Source organism: Chryseobacterium sp. UYP7 (assembly GCF_056279225.1).
The window spans coordinates 509,855-530,171 of the sequence record NZ_JBWBQW010000002.1 but is presented as its reverse complement, the minus strand read 5'-3'; the positions used below and the strand labels follow the sequence as shown (position 1 = coordinate 530,171).

Here is a 20,317-nt window from a genome sequence, read left to right as displayed (position 1 = left end):
GACCGTAATTTAAAAAGTAATAGTGATTTGACCTTCGCGTCTTTGCGTTAAAATAATTAGTTCACAAAATAAAATCTAAAAACAAAATCGATATGAAAAAGCAAGAACAGATCCAGCAACTGGAAAAAGAATGGTTAGAAAGTCCAAGATGGAACGGAATCAAAAGACCGTATTCCGCCGAAAAAGTATTAAAACTTCGGGGAACTTATAAACTCGATTACACGATTGCCAAATTAATGTCAGAGAAATTATGGGAGCAATTAAACACCCAGGATTTCGTCGCAGGATTAGGAGCTTTAACCGGGAATCAAGCCGTGCAGGAAGTTGACGCCGGCTTAGAAGCCATCTATCTTTCCGGATGGCAAGTTGCTGCCGATGCGAATTTGAGCGGCGAAATGTATCCTGATCAAAGTTTGTATCCTGCGAATTCAGTTCCTTCAGTGGTGAAAAGAATTAACAATGCATTGTTGAGAGCAGATCAAATTCAGACTGTAAATAATGTGGATGAAGCGAACTGTAAAGATTATTTGGTTCCGATCGTGGCAGATGCAGAAGCAGGTTTTGGTGGAAACTTAAACGCTTTCGAATTGATGAAACAAATGATTGAAGCCGGTGCAGCCGGAGTTCATTTCGAAGATCAACTCTCTTCGGCAAAAAAATGTGGACATTTAGGTGGAAAAGTTTTAGTTCCAACGCAAGAAGCGATCAATAAATTAGTAGCTGCACGTTTAGCAGCAGATGTTTGCGGCGTTCCAACTATTTTGGTGGCGAGAACCGATGCAGATGCGGCTGATTTATTAACTTCAGATATTGACGAAAGAGATCATAAATTTGTGACGGGAAAAAGAACGTCTGAAGGATTTTACCAAGTAAATAATGGAGTAGAGCAAGGTATCGACAGAGGTTTAGCTTATGCACCTTATGCCGATTTAATTTGGATGGAAACGTCAAATCCTGATTTGGATTATGCGAGAAAATTTGCAGAAGGAATCCACGCAAAATTTCCGGGGAAAATGCTGGCTTACAATTGTTCACCTTCTTTCAACTGGGCTGCAAAATTATCCGTTGCCGAAATGGAAACCTTCCGTGAAGAATTAGCCGCGATGGGTTACAAATTTCAGTTCATCACTTTGGCTGGATTCCATGCCTTAAATACTTCCATGTTCGAATTGGCTTTAGCTTACAAAAAACGCGGAATGGCAGGTTACAGCGAACTTCAGGAAAGAGAATTTGCTTTACAAAAAGAGGGTTTCCGCGCGGTGAAACACCAGAATTTTGTAGGAACTTCTTATTTCGATGAAGTTCAAACTGTCGTAACTGCTGGAAAGTCTTCTACGACAGCATTGGCTGGTTCTACGGAAGCAGAGCAGTTTCATTGATCAGCAAAAGCATCTATTTTTTTAATTGTTGAGAAGTCCTTTCCGTTTTGGAGAGGATTTTTTTTAACCGGAAACTTTAAACTTTAAAAATATTTAAAACTGGTAGAAATCTGGTATTTTCGAAAACTAAAGACTAACAATTATGGAGATCCAAAACGTTCAGAGTGACTTTGAAGAATTTGAAAAATACGACTCGTTAACAGATCTGGAAATTTTTACAAAAATCTGGACGGAACCAAGAAGGATCTTTAAGTATATTAATGAAACGAAGTACGAGAAGTATTTTTACGTCTTATTAATTTTGGCCGGAATCTCCGCAGCATTCGATCGGGCTTCGAATAAAGGTTTGGGCGATAATTCGTCTTTGGTGGGACTTGTATTTACCTGCGTTATATTTGGTGGATTATTCGGATGGCTCAGTTATTATATTTACGCCGCGCTTCTTAGTTGGACGGGGAAATGGCTGAACGGAAAAGGTTCTACCGACTCAATTATCAAAATTTTGGCATACGCCATGATCCCTTCAGCGATATCCTTAATTTTTTTAGTTCCTCAAATTGCAGTTTACGGCATCGATCTTTTTACGAATGATGGCGATCTGGTGGTGGCGGGGATTTCCGGTAATATTATATTTTGGAGTTCATTCTCGATAAAATTAATTTTGTGGATCTTCACCATTGTTTTTACGATCGTGGGAGTTTCCGAAGTTCAGAAACTCTCCATTTGGAAAGCTATCCTGAATCTTCTATTGCCCCTTTTAATTATTATTGGACCTGTAGTTTTGATCGCCTTAATTTTTTATAGCTTCTAATAAAATTCTATTTGGGAAGGTAGAAATTATATTTTTCTACAGGGTTAAATATCCAATTTCGTTATCTTTGTCCCATGATACGCATCACCAAAATTTTCACTTTCGAAACTGCCCACGTTCTTTATAATTACGATGGAAAATGCAAAAACATGCACGGGCATTCCTACAAACTTTTTGTTACCGTAAAAGGCAGTCCGATCAATGATCTGGATCATCCAAAAAACGGAATGGTTGTAGATTTTGGGGACATTAAAAAAATTGTAAATTCAGAGATCATCGATGTTTGGGATCATGCTGTAATGTTAAACGGGATTTCGCCACACAAACAACTGGGTGAAGATCTGGAAGAGAAAGGTCATAAAGTTATTTACTGCAATTATCAGCCGACCTGCGAAAATATGTTGTACGATATTGCAGAGAAAATTAAAAGCCAGCTTCCGAACACCGTGACTTTGGCTTACCTTAAACTCCACGAAACCGAAAACTCTTACGGAGAATGGTTGGCTGAAGATCAGTAGAATATCTTTGATTTATATTTCGCATTTCACTATCTTTACATCTGTTCTTCAGGGAAATAATTTTACTGCAATTTTAGCAATCTTAAAATTCGTTAAGAGTGAAATATTTTTTTATTTTCTTTTCTACATTCTTTTTTGCACAGTCGGGGAATGCCTTTGGTGTGGATTTATCTAGAATTGAAAAACAGCATCTGGAAAATAATTTTGAATGGAATATCAATTTTATTAATCAAATTTTAGATCATAAAAAATATTCGGCAGACAGAGAGATCTATTTTCTTGAAAGTTATAAAGTAGCCGCTCTTGTTCAGGCACAGGAATATGAAGAAGCCATCTATCTTTCAGAAAAATTACTGAACCTTCCGAACAGACCGCCCGAAATGGTTTTAAAATTACGCATACAACGTTCTTTGGTCTACGAAATCTTATCGTTGCTCGACAGATCAACTTTCGAACTTCGACAGGCAGAACTTCTTCTGGAAAAATATCCTTCTTACCGATCTAAATATTTTGCTGAATTTTTAATTAGAAGTTCCTCTCTTAATCGAATGAAAGGAAATGACGTTCAGTTTTTAAATTTTGCAGAAAAAGCAAAGATTTTCGCAGATAGTGTCGGCGATTATCAGCGTCGGGCAGAAGCGAAAATGTTGTTGGCTTTTTACTACCGCGAAAAAGATCCCAACTCCCCAGTATTGCTGGATTACTACAATCAGTCGCTCAGTTCTGCGAAGCGAATTCATACCAATGGATTGTTGATCGCCATTTATTTAAATATAAGCTCGCACTTATTAAAAAATAGTGAGTTTGATAATGCAATTCGATACACCGATTCTGCAGATGCTCTTATTAATAAAAATGGCGATTATTTCAGCCAGTCGATCGTTTATAAAAATAAAAGCGACATTTTCGAGAAGAAAAAAAAGTTCGATTCATCGCTCTTCTATTTTAAAAAATTCGACAGCGCGCGCTATAAGCTTAATGAGACCGGTCAAAAAATAAAAATTACAGAACTCGACCGACGAAGTATGCTGGAAAAAGAAGTGGAAGAAAAGGAAGGAATCGAAAAAATCCTTACAACGACAGAAAAGTTTAATAATCAACTCATTTTATTGACTTTGGTTTTAGGCATTTTCTTAGCTGCGTTAATTTTCGGCACCTATCTTTTAAACAAACGGCGAAAAGAAATCCTGCATCAAAAAGAGCGGATCAAAACGAAAAATGACCGTCTTAATCAGCTCGTTAAACAGAAAGAATTTTTGGTGCAGGAATTAAATCACCGCGTAAAAAATAATCTGCTCGCGATCATGACTTTGATCCAGCTTCAAACTGATGAAACCGATGTAGAAAAGCATAAAGATGATTTTAAAAAACTTCATGAGCGGATCCGGACCATTTCCATAGGTCATCATTTATATTCTTACAGTGTAAGTCACACAGATTCTGCCTTGATCGATATAAAGATCTACACCAATCAGATCTTAGAAAATAAAAAAGCTTCCACCGCGCTTCCTCTCGAATTTATTAATGAAACCGAAGAAATTCTTTTGAAGGTCGATACTATTTTATCAATTGGTTTAATGTTGAATGAACTCATCAGCAATTCCGAAAAACATGCGCAGTTTCCTAAAACAGAAAATCTAAAAATTGACCTTGCTCTGAAAAAGAACGGAGATCGGATTAAAATGATTTACAAGGATAATGGCACTTTTTTCAATAATAATAAGGATGAGGAAGCTTTAGGAATGTATATTATCTCCGGAATGGTTGAACAGCTCCGGGGAACTTACGAAAGAAATGGCTCTACCTATATGATTGACTTTCCGGTCTGAGATCAATTTTGGTTTCTTTCTCAATACGCTTATATTTGCGGAGATATTGATGAATTGCTATGAAAATCACTCTTGAAACTAACAAAAAAATTTATTTCGCTTCCGATCAGCATTTTGGTGCGCCAACTCCGAAAGAAAGTAAGATTCGCGAAGAGAAATTTATCCGGTGGTTAGATGAAATAAAAAGCGACGCTCAGGTTTTATTTTTAATGGGCGATCTATTTGATTTCTGGCATGAATGGAATCACGTAATCCCGAAAGGATATGTCCGCGTTTTAGGTAAACTGGCAGAGTTGAAAGATTCGGGAATTGATCTTTACATGTTTGTTGGAAACCACGATCTCTGGATGAAAACTTATTTTGAAGAAGAAATTGGTTGCAAAGTTTACTTTGAAAAACAGTATTTCGAGATCAACGGCAAAAATTTTCTTCTCGCGCATGGCGACGGTTTAGGACCTGGCGATAAAGGATATAAAAGAATGAAAAAACTTTTTACTAATCCGTTTGCACAATGGGCTTTCAAATGGTTGCATCCCGATATTGCGATGAAAATTGCCATTTACGCATCTACTAAAAATAAGATGATCTCAGGCGAAGAGGACAAAGCTTTTCTAGGCGAAGACAAAGAATTTCTCATCATTTATTCCAACGAAAAATTGAAGACCGAAAAGATAGATTATTTCATTTACGGTCATAGACATTTGCCGATGGTCCTGCCTTTAGAAAACGGTAAAGCCACTTACATCAACCTAGGCGACTGGATTTCTTATTTTACTTATGGTGAATTTGATGGTAATTTTGAATTAAAAACCTTCGCTAAATAAATTTTTGCGGCATTGATTTTGCCAAAGTGGTTTCGACCCGTTTAAATGCGGTTTAGCGATAAAAGGTTTATCGCTTTTATCTTATTATTTATAATCATTTTTATGAAAAATTTAATTTTTGCTTTCTTTTTTGCAATGATCTCTTCCGTAGCGTTCGGACAGAAAAAAGAAATGACCTACCAACTTTCAAGTCACATTTTAGATGTGTCGAAAGGAATGCCTGCTCCAGGAGTTACCATTAAACTTGAAAAATACAATGAGAAAACCAAAGTTTGGTCTTTCGTTCAAGAAAAAGTAACCGATAAAAGTGGTCGTGTTCCTGATTTTTTACCGAATGATAAATCGAACTTAGGAATTTATAAACTGACGTACATGACCAGCGATTATTTCAAAAAAATGAAGGAGGAAAGTTTTTATCCTTGGGTTGAAGTGGTTTTTGAATTAAAAGACAGTGAACATTATCACGTGCCGATCACGCTTTCAGCATACGGATATTCAACTTACAGAGGAAACTAGGAACAGTTTTTTCTTCAAATAAAATTTTTTCAGCGGAATTCAAAAATAAATTTTGAATTCCGCTTTTCTTTTGGGACTTTTGCAAAACTAAAAATGAACGAGATTTTCAACATAAAAACCGAAGCCGATTTCCAGCAAAAATGTTTGGAAACTTTTCAATATCAATATCAAAATGTTGAGGTTTACAGAAAGTTTGTCGATTATCTAAACATAGATCCGAATCAAATTCAGCAAGTAGAAAAAATTCCCTTTTTGCCTATTGAAATGTTTAAAAATCACACGCTTTTAGATAGAAATAAAACGACCGATTTATTCTTTCAAAGTTCGGGAACGACTCAAATGAATCTTTCTAAACACTGGATCGCAGATGAAAATCTTTATGAAGATAGCATTGCAAAAAGTTTCGAACAGTTTATTGGAAAGCCGGAAGATTATATTTTTCTCGGTTTATTGCCGAGTTATCTGGAGAAGCAAAATTCCTCTTTAATTTATATGGTGGATTTTCTGATGAAAAAATCCGGGAAACCAGAGAACGGTTATTTCCTTTATAATCATCAGGATCTTTTTGAATTGCTACAAAAACTTTCGACAGAAAATAAAAAAGTAATCCTATTCGGAGTTTCTTTTGCGCTTTTAGATTTTCTGGATTTTGCAGAAACAAATCATCACATCATCACATCATCCAATCAACTTATCATCATTGAAACTGGTGGCATGAAAGGAAGAAAAGAAGAAATGACGAAGGATGAACTCTTAAATATTTTTCATAAAGGTTTCGGAACAGATAAAATTTACTCCGAATATTCAATGACGGAATTGCTTTCTCAGGCGTATTCTTTAGGTCAAAACATTTATACAAGTCCAAACTGGATGCGTATTCTCATTAGAAATACAGAAGATCCTTTTTCTTATGTGGAAGATGGACGAAACGGCGCGATCAACATTATTGATCTGGCAAACCGACATTCCTGTAGTTTTATTGCGACACAGGATTTAGGCAAAATTATAGAGAATTCTGAGTTTCTTCTTTCTGCTCAAAATGACAAAGAAATGATTATGAAACAATTTCAGGTTTTGGGGAGAATCGATCATTCCGATATTCGCGGCTGCAGTTTGCTCGTGTCTTAATTTAATTCAACATGCTAAAAGTAGAAGAACTTACCTATAATTATATTTCTAAATTCTGCGATTTTGAGAAGGATCTGGTTTTAACGAATCATTTTCATTCCGACTGGGAAGCTGATATTTTAATTATTAATGAATCAGGACTCAGTCACGAAATTGAGATCAAATTTTCGAAAGCAGATTTTAAGAATGATTTCAAAAAGAAATATCAGAATCAGCAGACGAAAGAAAAATTTCTGAAACATGATAAAATTTCCTGTGGCGATTATCCCTGTAATTATTTCAGTTTCTTAGTTCCACAAGGAATGCTGGAGGTTGACCTGATCCCGGAAAACTGCGGAATCATCGAGTTCGATCATAATCCTGATTCCTGGGAAACCAACTTTTTCGAGATACGGAAACCGAAGAAAGTTCATGATGATCCTTTCTGGAAATTTTTCGATAAAGATCTAATGCTGAAGATCATGGCAAGAAACCTTTACTTCAAAAAACTGGAAGTCAAAGGAAAATTCGAAGAGTTAATTCTCCCGCCAAAATTTTTGGCGAAGAAATAAATACTTTTTCAAAATCCTTATCTTTACTTTAAATTATAACAAATGAACCTTAATAAAATTAAAATATTTCTTTGGGCTGTAGGAATCCTAATGCTTGTTTTTTTAGGATTTTTCTTTTATCAAATGACACAAAGTCAAAATGTTAATTCGATGATGACGATTTTGATGCTTATTCTGGGACTTATTTTAGGCGGAGTAATTGCTTTTTTAGCCTCAAAAAAAATGGGATCGCAAGCGCCGGTAATTACAGAAAGCTCTCACACGATTGCCGAAAGCATGCGGAAAGTTTTTAAAGTTGTTGCAGCTGAAGGTCATTTTAATGAGATCTATAATTATGAGGAAACGAAAAAACTCTTAAAATTTATACCTTCCACAAAAAAAGCATTGGTCATTATACAGGCGAAAGTTTTGATCGGTTATGATTTTGAAAAGTTTAAATGGGAAGTTGATGAGCAGAACAGAAAAGTAAAACTGCTTCATTTTCCAGCACCAGAGATCCTTTCAACTGAAACCGATTACAAATATTACAATATTGAAGAACAATTCTTCAACCTTTTCAGCAAAGATGATCTGGCCAAAATTCAGCAAAACGGTAAAAAACAGGTTATTGAAGCGGCGAAGAAATCACATCTTCCGGAAGTTGCAGCGGAACAGATGCAAATGTTACTGACCGAGCTTTTGAACGGCAAAAATTTTCTCTTAGAAAATACTTCCAAAATAATGGAAAGCAAAAATCAGATCACCTACAATCCGATGAATTTAGACACCGAGAATCCGAAGTAATTAAGTCTCATTTTGAGACGATAATAGATAGTAGAAAAATGTGATCATTTTGATAAAAAATTTTAGTAATTAGTTGGTTCTTAGATAACTTTTGTTATTTTTACCACCTTAAAATTTTTTAAAATGAAATATTTTTACACCTTATTTTTGGCGATTTTTTTGCCTTATCTGGCAATTGCCCAGCAGACTATTTCGTATTCTGTAAATCCACCCACTTTTAATGAAACCGAGGCGATCATGTTAACTTTTACAGTGAACGAAACCGCTTTTGGTGTTGCATCTTCGCATGCGCTTTATCTTTGGGCCTGGTCTGTAGATTCAAACAATTCTCAGGTAGATTGTCCGACCAATGGAGCGTGGACAGCTTCAAATCCCGTTAACAAATTAACGTATGTGTCGAGTGCTGGTGCTACAGGAACTTACACGTATACCATGAATACCGTAAAATCTTTTTACGGGAACCGGGCAAATCCACTTTCAAAAATTGGAATGCTTGTTAAAACGGTAAGCGGATCTGTTCAGTCTCAGGACATTTTGATCAATGTTGGTAAATTTCAATTTAATTTAACGAATCCAGTTCCCGGCAGTACAAATGTCTTAAGTTCTGGATCGGTTATCAATATTACAGGAACTTCTTCGATTGCTGCAAATTACGTGGTTAAACAAAATGGAACTCCTGTTTATACAAGTTCAACTTCTTCTACAACCTTAAATTTCCCCTACACAGTAACGCAAGATGCCACGATTGATGTTGTTGCTACAAATCCGGGAGATGGAACTTCGGTAACTAAAACATTTACCGTTTCGCTGGCGATTCCGGTTCAAACAGCTGCAATTCCGGCTTATATGAAACAGGGGATCAGTTATGATCCGGCAGATCCGACGAAAGTTGGTTTGGCGTTATATGCGCCTGGAAAAGCTTACGCACACGTGATCGGAAGTTTCAACAACTGGACGGTAAGTGCGACTTATCTGATGAAGAAAGACACGACAAATCCCAATTTATTCTGGACAGAAATCACCGGATTAACTCCGCAACAGATCTACACTTTCCAATACAGAACAGCCGACGGAATTAAAGTCGCTGATCCTTATTCGTCTCTGGTTCTTTCGCCATACGATGATCAGTATATCAATCAGGATGCAATGGTTTATCCCAACCTTCCGGTTTATCCTGCAGGTCAGGACTTCGAGGTTTCTGTAGTTCAAACTGCAAAACCTGCCTACAACTGGACGGTTACGAACTTTACAAAACCCGCTAAAGAAAATTTGATCGTTTATGAATTATTGGTAAGAGACTTTACGACCCAAAAAACATGGCAGTCTTTAATTGATAAAATTGAGTATTTAAAATCATTAAAGATCAACGCTATTGAATTAATGCCCGTAATGGAATTTGACGGAAATAATTCCTGGGGTTACAACACGGCCTTCCATTACGCTTTAGATAAAGCCTACGGAACTCCGGAAAAATTTAAAGAATTTATCGACCTGTGTCATCAAAATGGGATTGCAGTAATTTTAGATATTGCTTTAAATCACGCAACCGGAAGAAGCCCGATCGAAAGAATGTGGATGATTGATCCGGATGGCGATGGCTTCGGCGATCCGGCTGCAGATAATCCTTATTTTAATCAGGTAGCAAAACATTCATATAGTGTGTTTAATGACTTCAACCATTCAAAACCGGAAACGAAATATTACGTTAACCGTGTTTTAGAACAGTGGATCAAAGAATATAAAGTAGATGGTTTCCGCTGGGATCTTACCAAAGGTTTTACGCAAAATTGTACCGCAGGAGATGATGCCTGTACCAATGCTTATCAACAAGACCGCGTAAATATTTTGAAAGCTTATGCCGATAATCAGTGGAGTTACGACCCAACTTCTTATATTATTTTCGAACATTTAGGAACTGATTCTGAAGAAGGGCAATGGGCGAATTACAGAATAAGTGAAGGAAAAGGAGTAATGATGTGGGACAAAGAAACCTCGCCTTACAACCAAAATACGATGGGATTTGCGCCAAACAGCAGTTTCAACAGAGTAAAATATTCTGCACACGGTTTTTCTGACAGAAGAGCTTTGAGCTATGGCGAAAGTCATGATGAAGAAAGATTGATGTATAAAAATTTGACTTCGGGAGCTTCGAATGGTAGTTATAATGTGAAAGATCTGGCAACTTCTTTGGAAAGACAAAAAGCGTATGCTGCAGTTTTTCTTACTGTTCCAGGACCGAAAATGATCTGGCAGTTCGCAGAATTAGGATATGACAAAAGTATCTTCACGTGTGAGAATGGTACCGTTAATACCGGTGACGATTCAATTCCGGGAGACTGTAAATTAGATCCTAAACAATCAGCTTTTGGGCTTAATTATGATACAAATGCTGCCAGAAAATCAGTGAAAGATACTTGGGCAAAAATTTTAGAATTGAGATTATCAAGTGATGTTTTCAACACCAAAACCTTCACCGTAGAATCTGGAAATTTGATGCCTAGAATTTATATCAGCAATGCAACTACCGCAAGTGCCTTGAAAAACGTAGTAGTTTTAGCGAACTTTACTTTAACAACTCAAAATATCGTTCCAGATTTTCCTTACGTTGGAAGTTGGTACAATTTAATGGACAACGCTTCTTTTACGGTTTCCAGTACAACTTCGCCAATTGCGATTGAACCAGGCGGATTTAGAATTTTCGGAAATGCTTCCGCTTTAGGAACCGATGAGGTTGGCCAAAATAAGAATGCAGTTTCTCTAATGCTGACGAAAAATCCAGTTTCAAACGAAACAGCGACAATCCGCTACACGAATGGGAAAAATGGAACAGTTGCGATTTACGATTTAGCGGGAACGCTTATTAAAACAGTAAATGTTGCGAAAGATAATGGTGACGAAACCATTTCAATCAATGGTTTAAAAACCGGAATGTATCTCATACAGTTGAAATCTGAAAAAGGAGTTGCCGTAACAAAGATGATTGTAAAATAATTCTTTTAAATTATTATATTGAAACGGTTCGCAAATCTTGCGAACCGTTTTTTGTTTAGTAATGAAAGTCTTTCGGCGTGTGTTTAATGTAATCGCTGAGCACTTCTTTTTGAACCTCGCTTCCCATTTCTACAAGTTTTTGATATTGCTTATTATTACGAAGATAAATTTTTTGGGAGATCAAGTTTGCTTTTTTTACTATTTTCGGAAAGATGGAAAAAGCCTTTTTAGGTTTAGGAATCTGCAGTCGAATATTAATTTCTTCATCCAGCAAATACCAGTTCATACTTTGATGGAGCCGCAAAAGCATTTTTCGCTGAAAGGGACGTTTATAAATGGTGTTGTCTAAATTTTCCTGCAACAAAGCCTTCGATAACTGTGCAGAATCCGTGTCGCCTTCATCCTGAATAGTCGTCCACCAGTAAAATTGTTCTACCGCTTCCTGTGGATTTTCGGGTAAATATTCTGCTGGGATTCCTAATAAATATCCAATATATTTCCAAAGGTGAAAAACGCCTTTTTCCTCTTCAGGGGAGATCTCAATTCCTAATTTCTTTAAACCCTGCATAAAGACAAGGGAAAATCCGGTGTACGTTGCGATCATATCCCAGTGATTAATGGGTTTGCCCCAATTCTGATAATCCCAGGTTTCTGTTTTTTCATTGATCTTTAAACGCGCGTAAGAATGCATTAATCGGGTTCGCACGATGAGTTGGTAAGCCTCTGAATTCGGTTTTAAGGCATTTTCTCTGGTGACATTCACCCAGAACTCTAAAGTATCTTTAAGTCTTTTCACCGCTCCTTTTTTTAGAACGCCGGTAAAAATTAAGGGCTTGCTGATGTACGCGAAATCGTAACCGCCCATTAAAGTGAAATCCCGAAGAATAATTAAACCGTTCGCACCGGTTCGCATGCAGAATCGTGCGCCAGCATTCGCTAAATTTTCATCGAACCAATCGGGGATTGCCTGCATCTGGAAAAATAACCTTTTTATGCTTTCCGGTGCGTTTTCGTCAACCGATATTTTTTGGGTAGAATATTTTTGAATTAAAGAACTGGCGTCCTTATAAGGGAGTTTAAGATAAGTTTCTTTTACCACTTCATCTCCAGTATCGTCGACCTTATTGTAAAGTGGCGCAAATTTTTGAAAGGTTTCGGGGTTTGGTTTTACACCTGACCAATCCAGAAGTTCTTTGCCGTTTCCTTTTTCCCAATAGTTGATGAAGTGCGGTGAGTTCTGGAATGTTGGTTTCATGTTTAACGGTGGGTTATTTTCACGCAAAGTCGCAAAGATTTTTTTAAGGTTGAGGCAAAGGCGCTTCGCTTAGCAAAGTAGAAATTTTTTTTATCAATTAAATGAATTTTTGACTTTATTAAGATACGCATTTCTTTTATCAATTTTTAAACCAATTTTGTTGTTATAACTGCCTTGCAATAGGGATAGTAGTGGAAATCCTTTTTTTGCGTTGGCGCCCTCTCCTCTGGAGAGGGTTGGGGTGAGGAAAAAGATTATAACGGATAGCCCGACCCGAGCGGCTGGAAAAGACAGGCGAGGGGATTGCCCAAATCATCGTTCAAAAAAACCTCCCGAAATTCGAGAGGTTTATTGCTAATTGCTTATTATCAATTGCTTATGTCCTATAGAGAAGCAGAATGTACCAACAAATCAGCTAATTTGTTAGAGTATCCCATTTCGTTGTCATACCAGGAAACGATCTTCACGAATTGTGGAGATAACATGATTCCAGCGTCTTTGTCGAATACTGAAGTTCTTTTTTCGCCCACGAAATCCTGAGAAACTACTGCATCTTCGGTGTATCCTAAAATTCCTTTTAATTCACCTTCTGAAGCAGCTTTCATTGCCTGGCAAATTTCTTCGTAAGAAGTTGGTTTTTCTAATCTAACGGTTAAATCAACTACAGAAACGTCTGCTGTTGGAACTCTGAAAGACATTCCGGTTAATTTTCCGTTCAAGGCTGGAATTACTTTTCCTACTGCTTTTGCAGCACCTGTAGAAGAAGGGATGATGTTGTTCAAAGCGGAACGGCCACCTCTCCAGTCTTTCATTGATGGTCCGTCCACTGTTTTTTGAGTCGCAGTAGTTGCATGAACAGTTGTCATTAAGCCTTCAACAATACCAAAGTTGTCGTGCATTACTTTTGCAATCGGCGCCAAACAGTTGGTGGTACAAGAAGCGTTGGAGAAAATTTTGATATCGTCTGTCAATTCTTGGTGATTTACCCCCATTACGAACATTGGCGTGTCATCTTTGGACGGAGCAGAAAGAATTACCTTCTTTGCACCAGCATTAATGTGCGCTTGAGCAGCATCTTTGGTTAAAAATAAACCGGTAGATTCTACGATATATTCTGCACCTACTTCATTCCATTTTAGGTTATTAGGATCTCTTTCTGCAGTTACTCTGATTTTTTTTCCGTTAACAATAAGGTCGTTTCCTTCTACAGAGACTTCGCCGTTAAATTGTCCGTGTACAGAATCATATTTAAGCATATATGCCATATATTCGGCATTAATAAGGTCATTGATCCCTACAACTTCGATGTTTTCTCTTTCGGCCATTGCTCGGAAAACAAGACGACCAATTCTACCGAATCCATTGATTCCTACTTTGATTGTTGACATAATTTTTCTTTATTTAAATTTGATTTTATTACTTCTTAAATGGCTAGTATCTCTGAAAGCTTCAGTAGATCCTGATCCATTTCGTTATGTTTTTTTATTGCTTCGTCGATGGCTGTAAAAGTTAATTTATTAGACTGCATTCCGGCCATAACGTTCGTTTTGCCTTCCATTAATCCAACAACAGCACCATAACCTAATCTGCTTGCTAAAACGCGGTCTGCACAACTCGGTGAACCGCCTCTTTGAATGTGTCCTAAAACTGCAACCCGAATATCATAATCCGGGAATCCTGCCTGTGTCGCTTTCGCGATATCGTAGATGGTTCCCAGTTTTTCACCTTCTGCTACAACAACGATACTCGAAGCTTTTCCGGCTTTTTCGGCTCTTTCAAACCTTCCGAAAAGATCTTCGATACTGTCTTTTTTTTCTGGAATTAATATGCCGATCGCTCCTGTTGCGATCCCGCTGTTTAGGGCGATAAATCCGGCGTCACGACCCATCACTTCAACAAAAAATATTCTGTTGTGCGAAGTTGCGGTATCCCGAATTTTGTCGATGGCTTCCATTGCGGTGTTGAGCGCCGTGTCATACCCGATCGTATTATCCGTCCCAAAAATATCGTTATCAATAGTTCCCGGAACACCGATTACTTTGATCCCATATTCTTTGTAAAAAACTTCTGCACCTTTAAAAGTTCCGTCTCCACCGATACAAACCATACCGTCGATTCCGTGTTTCACGCAATTATCGTAGGCTCTTAGCCGGCCTTCTTTGGTCATGAACTCTTTGGAACGCGCAGATTTTAAAATAGTGCCACCTTCTGTGATTATATTTTTTACAGATCGGGGTCCCATTCTGGTAAAATCATTATTGATCAAACCATTATAACCCTCCCGGACTCCGTAACAATCTATATTATAATAACTTGCAGTTCTTACTACCGCTCTTAAAGCCGCATTCATACCAGGAGCATCACCTCCTGAAGTAAAAACTGCGATCTTTTTCACAGCACTTTCTTTCATACATAAAAATTTCACTACAAATTTACGAAAACAAGTTTAAAGATTAAAGCTTTGTTGTATAACTTTTGGTAAAATTGACTACTTTTGCAGAATGTTAAGAGAAAAAAAATTCAAAAGAATTTTCGCTGCCTTTTTTGGAAGCGTTTATATTTTTGTGGCTTTATATTCTCAGAATTTTCACAATCACGGCAGTGCAGAGGTTTTTAAAGATTTCCATTTTAAGAAATCAGAGAAAACGTTTTCAACAAGTACAATGACCGAAGCATATTCTGAATGTCTTTCCTGTCATATTTTTTACGCCGGAAATTCCTTAGTTCCACAGGATTTTCAATTTAGTTTTACTAAAAGTGAAGATTTTCAAAAACAGGTTTTTGCTTATCAACAAAGATTTGCGAAAAGGGAGTTTTTCTATTTACAACTTCGGGGTCCGCCCAATTTTATTTAAAATTTTTACCGATTTAAAAACAACTTAGATTTCCAGATTTTTGGAAAACATAAGTGTGCCTTTCGTCGGGATTTTTCCTGGAATTTAAATTTAAAATAAATTCCCGGGAGATATATTTCCATTATTTGTAACAAATTCTATTTGTTGCAGCAACTTTAAATAAAATAAAATGAATTTTAAATATATAATCAGCCTAATTTTAGGTCTGACTCTTGGTTTTTTCGGATATGCGCAGAACTCTTTAACAGGTAAAGTAGTCGATTTAAATACCAGCAAATCCCTCTCAAAAGTTAAAATTACAATCGCCGATCTGCACAATTCTACATTAACTGATGCATCGGGAAATTACACCTTCACTAACATTCCCGCGGCCGATTATTTGGTGGAAGCAAGTGTTTCCAATTACAAATCTTACTCGCAAACCGTATCTGTAAAGGGCAAAACTACAGCAGATTTCAATTTAGATAAAAGTTCGACAGAAATCGCTGAGGTCGTTATTACCGGTTCCTCGAAAGCCACGCAAATTAAAAAGTCACCTTTACCAATTGTGAGTATTAATAAAGAATATCTCACCACCAATCTTTCTACAAATATCATTGATGCGATCGCAAAAATTCCTGGGGTAAGTACGGTCACAACCGGACCAAATATTTCGAAGCCTTACATTAGAGGACTTGGTTTCAACAGAATCCTGACTTTATATGATGGAGTTCGACAAGAGGGCCAACAGTGGGGCGATGAGCATGGAATTGAAGTTGATGATTACGGCATTGATAAAATCGAGATCATTAAAGGTCCCGCAAGTTTGATGTATGGATCTGATGCTTTGGCGGGTGTTGTTAATTTAATTCCAACGAGTGCAGGACCGGAAGGAAAAATATCGGGCTCTGCACTTGCTGAATATCAAAGTAATAACCGTCTTTTAGGCAGTTCGTTATTTTTAACAGGGAATAAAAACGGTTTCGAATATGGTGGGAGGTTTTCTAAAAAAAGAGCGATCGATTATAAAAATTCCATTGATGGCAGAGTTTACAATACAGGATTTAATGAAACGGCGGCCAATGTTTTTTTAGGCGTTCATAAAAAGTGGGGATTCAGTCATTTGAATGTTTCGCTTTTTGATGATCAGCAGGAAATTCCGGATGGCAGCAGAGATTCTCTTTCCAGAAAATTTACCAGCCAGATTACAGAAAATGATGATTTTCGACCGATCGTAAGTCAGAGAGATTTAACATCTTACAATATTTCGGTAATTCACCAAAGAGTTCAGCATTACAGAGCTTATCTTCGGAACAGTTTCTTTCTCGGAAACAGCAGGTTAGATGCCAATTTTGCTTTTCAAAGCAGCCGCAGAAGAGAGTTTAGCCATCCCGAAGAACCTTATCAAGATACACCCGGATTATTTTTGAAACTGAATACCTTCAATTATGATTTAAAATATTATTTGCCGGAGTTTGATAAATGGGCAATCGTTTTTGGCGTTAACGGAATGAATCAAAATAACAACGTTCTGGGCGGAACCGAATTTGTGATCCCTTCTTACAGTCAGTTTGATCTGGGCGGATTTATTTCCATTAAAAAAGACTGGGAGAAACTCAGTTTAGCAGGTGGAATCCGGTATGATCATCGGAAATTTAAAAATGATGAATTATTTACAAAAACCAATGCAGTAACTGGTTTTGATGAACCGGTTTATGGAAATGACAGAGTGGGTGCGGATCAGCCTTTCAGTAATTATTCTACTAATTTTGACGGCGTGACGGGAAGTTTGGGAGGAAGTTATGTTTTCAACAGAAGCTGGTCTTTAAAAGCCAATCTAGCTCGCGGCTACAGAGCTCCGAATATTTCAGAAATTTCTGCAAACGGCGTTCATCCGGGAACAGGATTTTTCCAGATCGGGAATACTGCCTTTAAACCGGAATTTAGCAATCAGGCAGATATTGGCGCAACTTATTCCTCCAAAGTTTTAAATATCGGCACCAGTTTATTTGTAAATCAAATTAATAATTACATTTTTAATTCCCGTTTACAGAATGCGGACGGAAATGATATTTTAAGCGAAAGCGGCGGTCAGGAATATCCAACCTACAAATTTCAGCAGGGAAAAGTTTTACTGTACGGTTTAGAAGGTAACATTGATTTTCATATCATTAAAAATCTGCATTTTGAAAATTCTGCCTCTTTGATCTATGGGGACAATAAAAGTTTTACGGGCGCAGAAAGAAATAATGACAATAAATATGTACCGCAGATCCCACCTTTCCGTTTAGTTTCAGAACTGCGTTACGATCTGCTGGAAAATTCCAATCTATTTTCTAAAACGTTTTTAAAATTACAGTTGCAGTATACCGCAACGCAAGACAGGGTTTACAGTTATGATGATACAGAAACGCCAACCAAAGGTTTTTCACTGATAAATCTAGGTTTTGGAACGTCCTTAAAAGACAGAAACGGGGGCAACATTGTAGATGTTTATTTTCTGGCAAATAATTTATTTGATGTTGCGTATCAGGATCATTTGAGCAGATTAAAATATTTCGAGGACTATTCATCATCGCCAAACGGACATCTTGGAATTTACAATATGGGCAGAAACATAAGTTTTAAACTGGTCAAAACATTCTAAAATTGTGGACGATAAAATTTAATGAGGAAAGCGCGATCCGTAACCACTTTTTACTTTTTAGTAACCTGATTCGGGTCGCATCTTTACAAAATTTAAGCTTACCAATTGATTTTTAACGTTTTTTAGCATTTTATCGTCCTCAACTTTTAAAAAAAAATTACTATTTTTGCAACCTAAAATTTCAATTAATTATAATGAACGTTACAGCTACAAACCATGACGACGTAAGTGCATTACTTACCGTTACATTAGATAAATCAGATTACAAAGAAAAAGTTGAAAAACAGTTGATCAACTACGCAAAAAATGCACAGGTTCCCGGATTTAGAAAAGGGAAAGTGCCATTGAGCATGGTGAGAAAACAGTACGAAGCAGGAATTGCTTTTGAAGAGATCAACAAACAGGTTTCTGAAGCGTTGAACGGTTACGTGAACGATAATAAATTAAGATTAGTTGGTCAGCCGGTTCCACAACCTGTTGATGAATTAGATCATAACGCAGAACAACTTTCTGTTGGTTTTGAAGTTGGTTACGAACCAGATTTCAAAATAGATCTTTCTAAATATGAAGCTCCACATTATAAAGTAGAAGCTTCTGAAAAAGAAATTGGTCAAAGCATCGAAAACATGCAAAAGCGTTTCGCTGAGCAGGTTCCACAGGATGCGATTGCTGATGATTCCAACATTGCTTTGGTAATTAGTCAGGTTGTCGACGAAGGAGCAGAAGGAGAACACCAGCATGCACCAAAAAACATTACCATTGATGCTACCAAAAAAGAAGCTTTCAAATTGGTGAAAGATTTGAAAATGGATGAGTCTGTGAAAGTTTCTAAAGCTGATCTGGAAGCAAACGAAGAGTTGGCCAAAGAATTAAGTTTTAGCAAAGAAGAACTGGAGCATTTACACCACGATCAGATCGAAGTTAAAGTGAAAGATTTCTTCGGTCTAAATTTAGCGGAACTGAATCAGGAATTATTCGATAAAGTTTACGGTGAAGGAACTATTAAATCTGAAGAAGAATTAAAAGAAAAAGTGAAAACTGAGTTGGATGAATATTTCCAGCAAAATGCAGATGTTCATTTTGTAAACAAAGTTTTGGAGCAGATCAACGAGAAAGAAGAAGTTAAACTTCCGGAAACTTTCTTAGTAAAATGGTTAATTCACAGCAACGAAAACATCAATGATGAAAATCAGGCTAAAGAAATTTTGGAAACTGAAAAAAATCAGTTAAAATACCAGATCTTGGAAGGTAAATTGATGAACGACAACGAAATTAAACTGGATTATGCGGATGTTTTAGCGCAGGCAGAACAGATGGTAAGAAATCAATTGGCGATGTACGGAATTCATCATTTAGGTGATGACGAAGTTCAGAAATATGCGGCTGAAATGTTGAAAGATCAGGAGCAGGTTCGTCACATCTCATCTGAAGTTGGAATGGCAAAGCTGAAAGATGTAATCTTAGAAAAAGCCTCTAAAAAAGAGACCAAGATCTCTCACGATGAGTTTTTGGAAGAAATGAAAAAGTAATTTTTCGTACTTAATATAAGATTCGTCCCGATTTATCGAGACGGATCTTTTTGTTTTCAAACTCTTCAAGATCTAATAACTGAAAGAATCGAGATCAGGATTCATTACCAGAAAATTTTCCAGGTGAACCATGGCTTCAGAACTAATAATTACATCTAAACTGATCAGCAGCATTCCGTTTCTTTTTTCCAAAGCCGTTTCGGTGCTGTCTTTTGCCAGGGTTTTAATCGCTTTCATGATGCCTTCCTTTTTGTAGAACAGTTGTATCGGTAGCGCAACTACGAGTTTTTTGTTGTGCGTTTGGGGCAGGAAATGTTTCGTTAAATATTTTGCAGAATAAATAATGATTAGCGCGCAAATTAAAAAAGTAAAAGCAATATAAACTTCACCAAAACCAATTGCCATTCCAACAGCCGCTGCAATCCAGATGATTCCGGCGGTTGTTAATCCGTAAACATTAAAACCATTTTTGAAAATAACGCCGGCTCCAAGAAAACCAATTCCACTCACAATGTAAGAAGCAATTCTTGTTGGATCACCATTTCCGGCGAGTTTGTAAGAAAGTATTGACAATAAAGTAGCACCTAAGGTAATAACGGTAATGGTTTTTAAGCCCGCAGATTTGTCTTTCATTTCTCTTTCAAAACCAAGGATCAATCCGGCGATCAAAGAAATGACCGCTTTGTAAACGTCTAAAAGTTCAAAATGTTCCTGCATTTTTA

The 20,317-nt window shown here is 37.0% G+C and carries 17 protein-coding genes; 13 read left to right on the top strand and 4 right to left on the bottom strand.

Features of this window, described 5'->3' with window-relative positions:
- The first annotated feature begins 92 nt into the window (after positions 1 to 92).
- The 10 genes from aceA to ACZ9HT_RS06675 all read left to right on the top strand — a co-directional run bounded on the left by aceA (position 93) and on the right by ACZ9HT_RS06675 (position 11,330).
- Positions 93 to 1,379, top strand: a complete 1,287-nt coding sequence (gene aceA / locus ACZ9HT_RS06720) for an isocitrate lyase (protein ID WP_476039693.1) — start codon at positions 93 to 95, stop codon at positions 1,377 to 1,379.
- Positions 1,380 to 1,521: 142 nt separating this feature from the next.
- On the top strand, positions 1,522 to 2,190 hold the full coding sequence (locus tag ACZ9HT_RS06715; protein ID WP_476039692.1) for a Yip1 family protein: 669 nt from the start codon (positions 1,522 to 1,524) through the stop codon (positions 2,188 to 2,190).
- Positions 2,191 to 2,264: 74 nt separating this feature from the next.
- Positions 2,265 to 2,708, top strand: a complete 444-nt coding sequence (locus tag ACZ9HT_RS06710) for a 6-pyruvoyl trahydropterin synthase family protein (protein WP_476039691.1) — start codon at positions 2,265 to 2,267, stop codon at positions 2,706 to 2,708.
- Positions 2,709 to 2,806: 98 nt separating this feature from the next.
- The gene (locus ACZ9HT_RS06705; RefSeq protein ID WP_476039690.1) at positions 2,807 to 4,537 is read left to right on the top strand and encodes a sensor histidine kinase; all 1,731 of its coding nucleotides are present in this window, start codon (positions 2,807 to 2,809) and stop codon (positions 4,535 to 4,537) included.
- A gap of 59 nt (positions 4,538 to 4,596) precedes the next feature.
- On the top strand, positions 4,597 to 5,361 hold the full coding sequence (locus tag ACZ9HT_RS06700) for a UDP-2,3-diacylglucosamine diphosphatase (RefSeq protein WP_476039689.1): 765 nt from the start codon (positions 4,597 to 4,599) through the stop codon (positions 5,359 to 5,361).
- 102 nt (positions 5,362 to 5,463) lie between these two features.
- Positions 5,464 to 5,877, top strand: coding sequence for a hydroxyisourate hydrolase (gene uraH / locus ACZ9HT_RS06695; protein ID WP_476039688.1), 414 nt, complete (start codon positions 5,464 to 5,466; stop codon positions 5,875 to 5,877).
- 93 nt (positions 5,878 to 5,970) lie between these two features.
- The gene (locus ACZ9HT_RS06690) at positions 5,971 to 7,005 is read left to right on the top strand and encodes a LuxE/PaaK family acyltransferase (RefSeq protein ID WP_476039687.1); all 1,035 of its coding nucleotides are present in this window, start codon (positions 5,971 to 5,973) and stop codon (positions 7,003 to 7,005) included.
- A gap of 11 nt (positions 7,006 to 7,016) precedes the next feature.
- Positions 7,017 to 7,556 (top strand): hypothetical protein, encoded by a 540-nt coding sequence (locus tag ACZ9HT_RS06685; protein WP_476039686.1) that lies wholly within the window; start codon positions 7,017 to 7,019, stop codon positions 7,554 to 7,556.
- Positions 7,557 to 7,598: 42 nt separating this feature from the next.
- Complete coding sequence (locus tag ACZ9HT_RS06680) at positions 7,599 to 8,339, top strand: DUF4230 domain-containing protein (RefSeq protein WP_476039685.1); 741 nt, start codon at positions 7,599 to 7,601, stop codon at positions 8,337 to 8,339.
- A gap of 123 nt (positions 8,340 to 8,462) precedes the next feature.
- A complete protein-coding gene (locus tag ACZ9HT_RS06675; RefSeq protein ID WP_476039684.1) occupies positions 8,463 to 11,330 on the top strand; it encodes an alpha-amylase family glycosyl hydrolase in 2,868 nt (955 codons plus the stop codon).
- A gap of 55 nt (positions 11,331 to 11,385) precedes the next feature.
- Here ACZ9HT_RS06675 and ACZ9HT_RS06670 read toward each other — a convergent pair whose 3' ends face one another.
- The 3 genes from ACZ9HT_RS06670 to pfkA form a co-directional block, all read right to left on the bottom strand.
- Positions 11,386 to 12,195, bottom strand: coding sequence for an oxygenase MpaB family protein (locus ACZ9HT_RS06670; RefSeq protein ID WP_476039871.1), 810 nt, complete (start codon positions 12,193 to 12,195; stop codon positions 11,386 to 11,388).
- 773 nt (positions 12,196 to 12,968) lie between these two features.
- Positions 12,969 to 13,973 carry a type I glyceraldehyde-3-phosphate dehydrogenase gene (gene gap / locus ACZ9HT_RS06665; RefSeq protein WP_476039683.1) on the bottom strand — a complete coding sequence of 335 codons (1,005 nt, stop codon included), beginning with the start codon at positions 13,971 to 13,973 and terminating at the stop codon, positions 12,969 to 12,971.
- A 35-nt stretch (positions 13,974 to 14,008) separates the two neighbouring features.
- A complete protein-coding gene (pfkA, locus tag ACZ9HT_RS06660) occupies positions 14,009 to 14,995 on the bottom strand; it encodes a 6-phosphofructokinase (protein ID WP_476039682.1) in 987 nt (328 codons plus the stop codon).
- A gap of 91 nt (positions 14,996 to 15,086) precedes the next feature.
- On the opposite strand from pfkA, the gene ACZ9HT_RS06655 reads away from it, so the two are divergent.
- The 3 genes from ACZ9HT_RS06655 (at position 15,087) to ACZ9HT_RS06645 (ending at position 19,595) form a co-directional block, all read left to right on the top strand.
- The gene (locus tag ACZ9HT_RS06655; protein WP_476039681.1) at positions 15,087 to 15,440 is read left to right on the top strand and encodes a hypothetical protein; all 354 of its coding nucleotides are present in this window, start codon (positions 15,087 to 15,089) and stop codon (positions 15,438 to 15,440) included.
- A gap of 169 nt (positions 15,441 to 15,609) precedes the next feature.
- Positions 15,610 to 18,066: a TonB-dependent receptor gene (locus ACZ9HT_RS06650; RefSeq protein ID WP_476039680.1), complete on the top strand. Its 2,457-nt coding sequence runs from the start codon at positions 15,610 to 15,612 to the stop codon at positions 18,064 to 18,066.
- A 194-nt stretch (positions 18,067 to 18,260) separates the two neighbouring features.
- Complete coding sequence (locus ACZ9HT_RS06645) at positions 18,261 to 19,595, top strand: trigger factor (protein WP_476039679.1); 1,335 nt, start codon at positions 18,261 to 18,263, stop codon at positions 19,593 to 19,595.
- A gap of 72 nt (positions 19,596 to 19,667) precedes the next feature.
- Here the strand turns inward: ACZ9HT_RS06645 and ACZ9HT_RS06640 are convergent, their stop codons facing one another.
- On the bottom strand, positions 19,668 to 20,312 hold the full coding sequence (locus ACZ9HT_RS06640) for an MgtC/SapB family protein (RefSeq protein WP_476039678.1): 645 nt from the start codon (positions 20,310 to 20,312) through the stop codon (positions 19,668 to 19,670).
- Positions 20,313 to 20,317: the final 5 nt, after the last annotated feature.

Coding starts and splice junctions, on each gene's coding strand:
- aceA (WP_476039693.1), top strand. CDS start 93: ATGAAAAAGCAAGAACAGATCCAGCAACTGGAAAAAGAATGGTTAGAA.
- ACZ9HT_RS06715 (WP_476039692.1), top strand. CDS start 1,522: ATGGAGATCCAAAACGTTCAGAGTGACTTTGAAGAATTTGAAAAATAC.
- ACZ9HT_RS06710 (WP_476039691.1), top strand. CDS start 2,265: ATGATACGCATCACCAAAATTTTCACTTTCGAAACTGCCCACGTTCTT.
- ACZ9HT_RS06700 (WP_476039689.1), top strand. CDS start 4,597: ATGAAAATCACTCTTGAAACTAACAAAAAAATTTATTTCGCTTCCGAT.
- uraH (WP_476039688.1), top strand. CDS start 5,464: ATGAAAAATTTAATTTTTGCTTTCTTTTTTGCAATGATCTCTTCCGTA.
- ACZ9HT_RS06690 (WP_476039687.1), top strand. CDS start 5,971: ATGAACGAGATTTTCAACATAAAAACCGAAGCCGATTTCCAGCAAAAA.
- ACZ9HT_RS06685 (WP_476039686.1), top strand. CDS start 7,017: ATGCTAAAAGTAGAAGAACTTACCTATAATTATATTTCTAAATTCTGC.
- ACZ9HT_RS06680 (WP_476039685.1), top strand. CDS start 7,599: ATGAACCTTAATAAAATTAAAATATTTCTTTGGGCTGTAGGAATCCTA.
- ACZ9HT_RS06675 (WP_476039684.1), top strand. CDS start 8,463: ATGAAATATTTTTACACCTTATTTTTGGCGATTTTTTTGCCTTATCTG.
- ACZ9HT_RS06670 (WP_476039871.1), bottom strand. CDS start 12,195: ATGGGCGGTTACGATTTCGCGTACATCAGCAAGCCCTTAATTTTTACC.
- gap (WP_476039683.1), bottom strand. CDS start 13,973: ATGTCAACAATCAAAGTAGGAATCAATGGATTCGGTAGAATTGGTCGT.
- pfkA (WP_476039682.1), bottom strand. CDS start 14,995: ATGAAAGAAAGTGCTGTGAAAAAGATCGCAGTTTTTACTTCAGGAGGT.
- ACZ9HT_RS06655 (WP_476039681.1), top strand. CDS start 15,087: ATGTTAAGAGAAAAAAAATTCAAAAGAATTTTCGCTGCCTTTTTTGGA.
- ACZ9HT_RS06650 (WP_476039680.1), top strand. CDS start 15,610: ATGAATTTTAAATATATAATCAGCCTAATTTTAGGTCTGACTCTTGGT.
- ACZ9HT_RS06645 (WP_476039679.1), top strand. CDS start 18,261: ATGAACGTTACAGCTACAAACCATGACGACGTAAGTGCATTACTTACC.
- ACZ9HT_RS06640 (WP_476039678.1), bottom strand. CDS start 20,312: ATGCAGGAACATTTTGAACTTTTAGACGTTTACAAAGCGGTCATTTCT.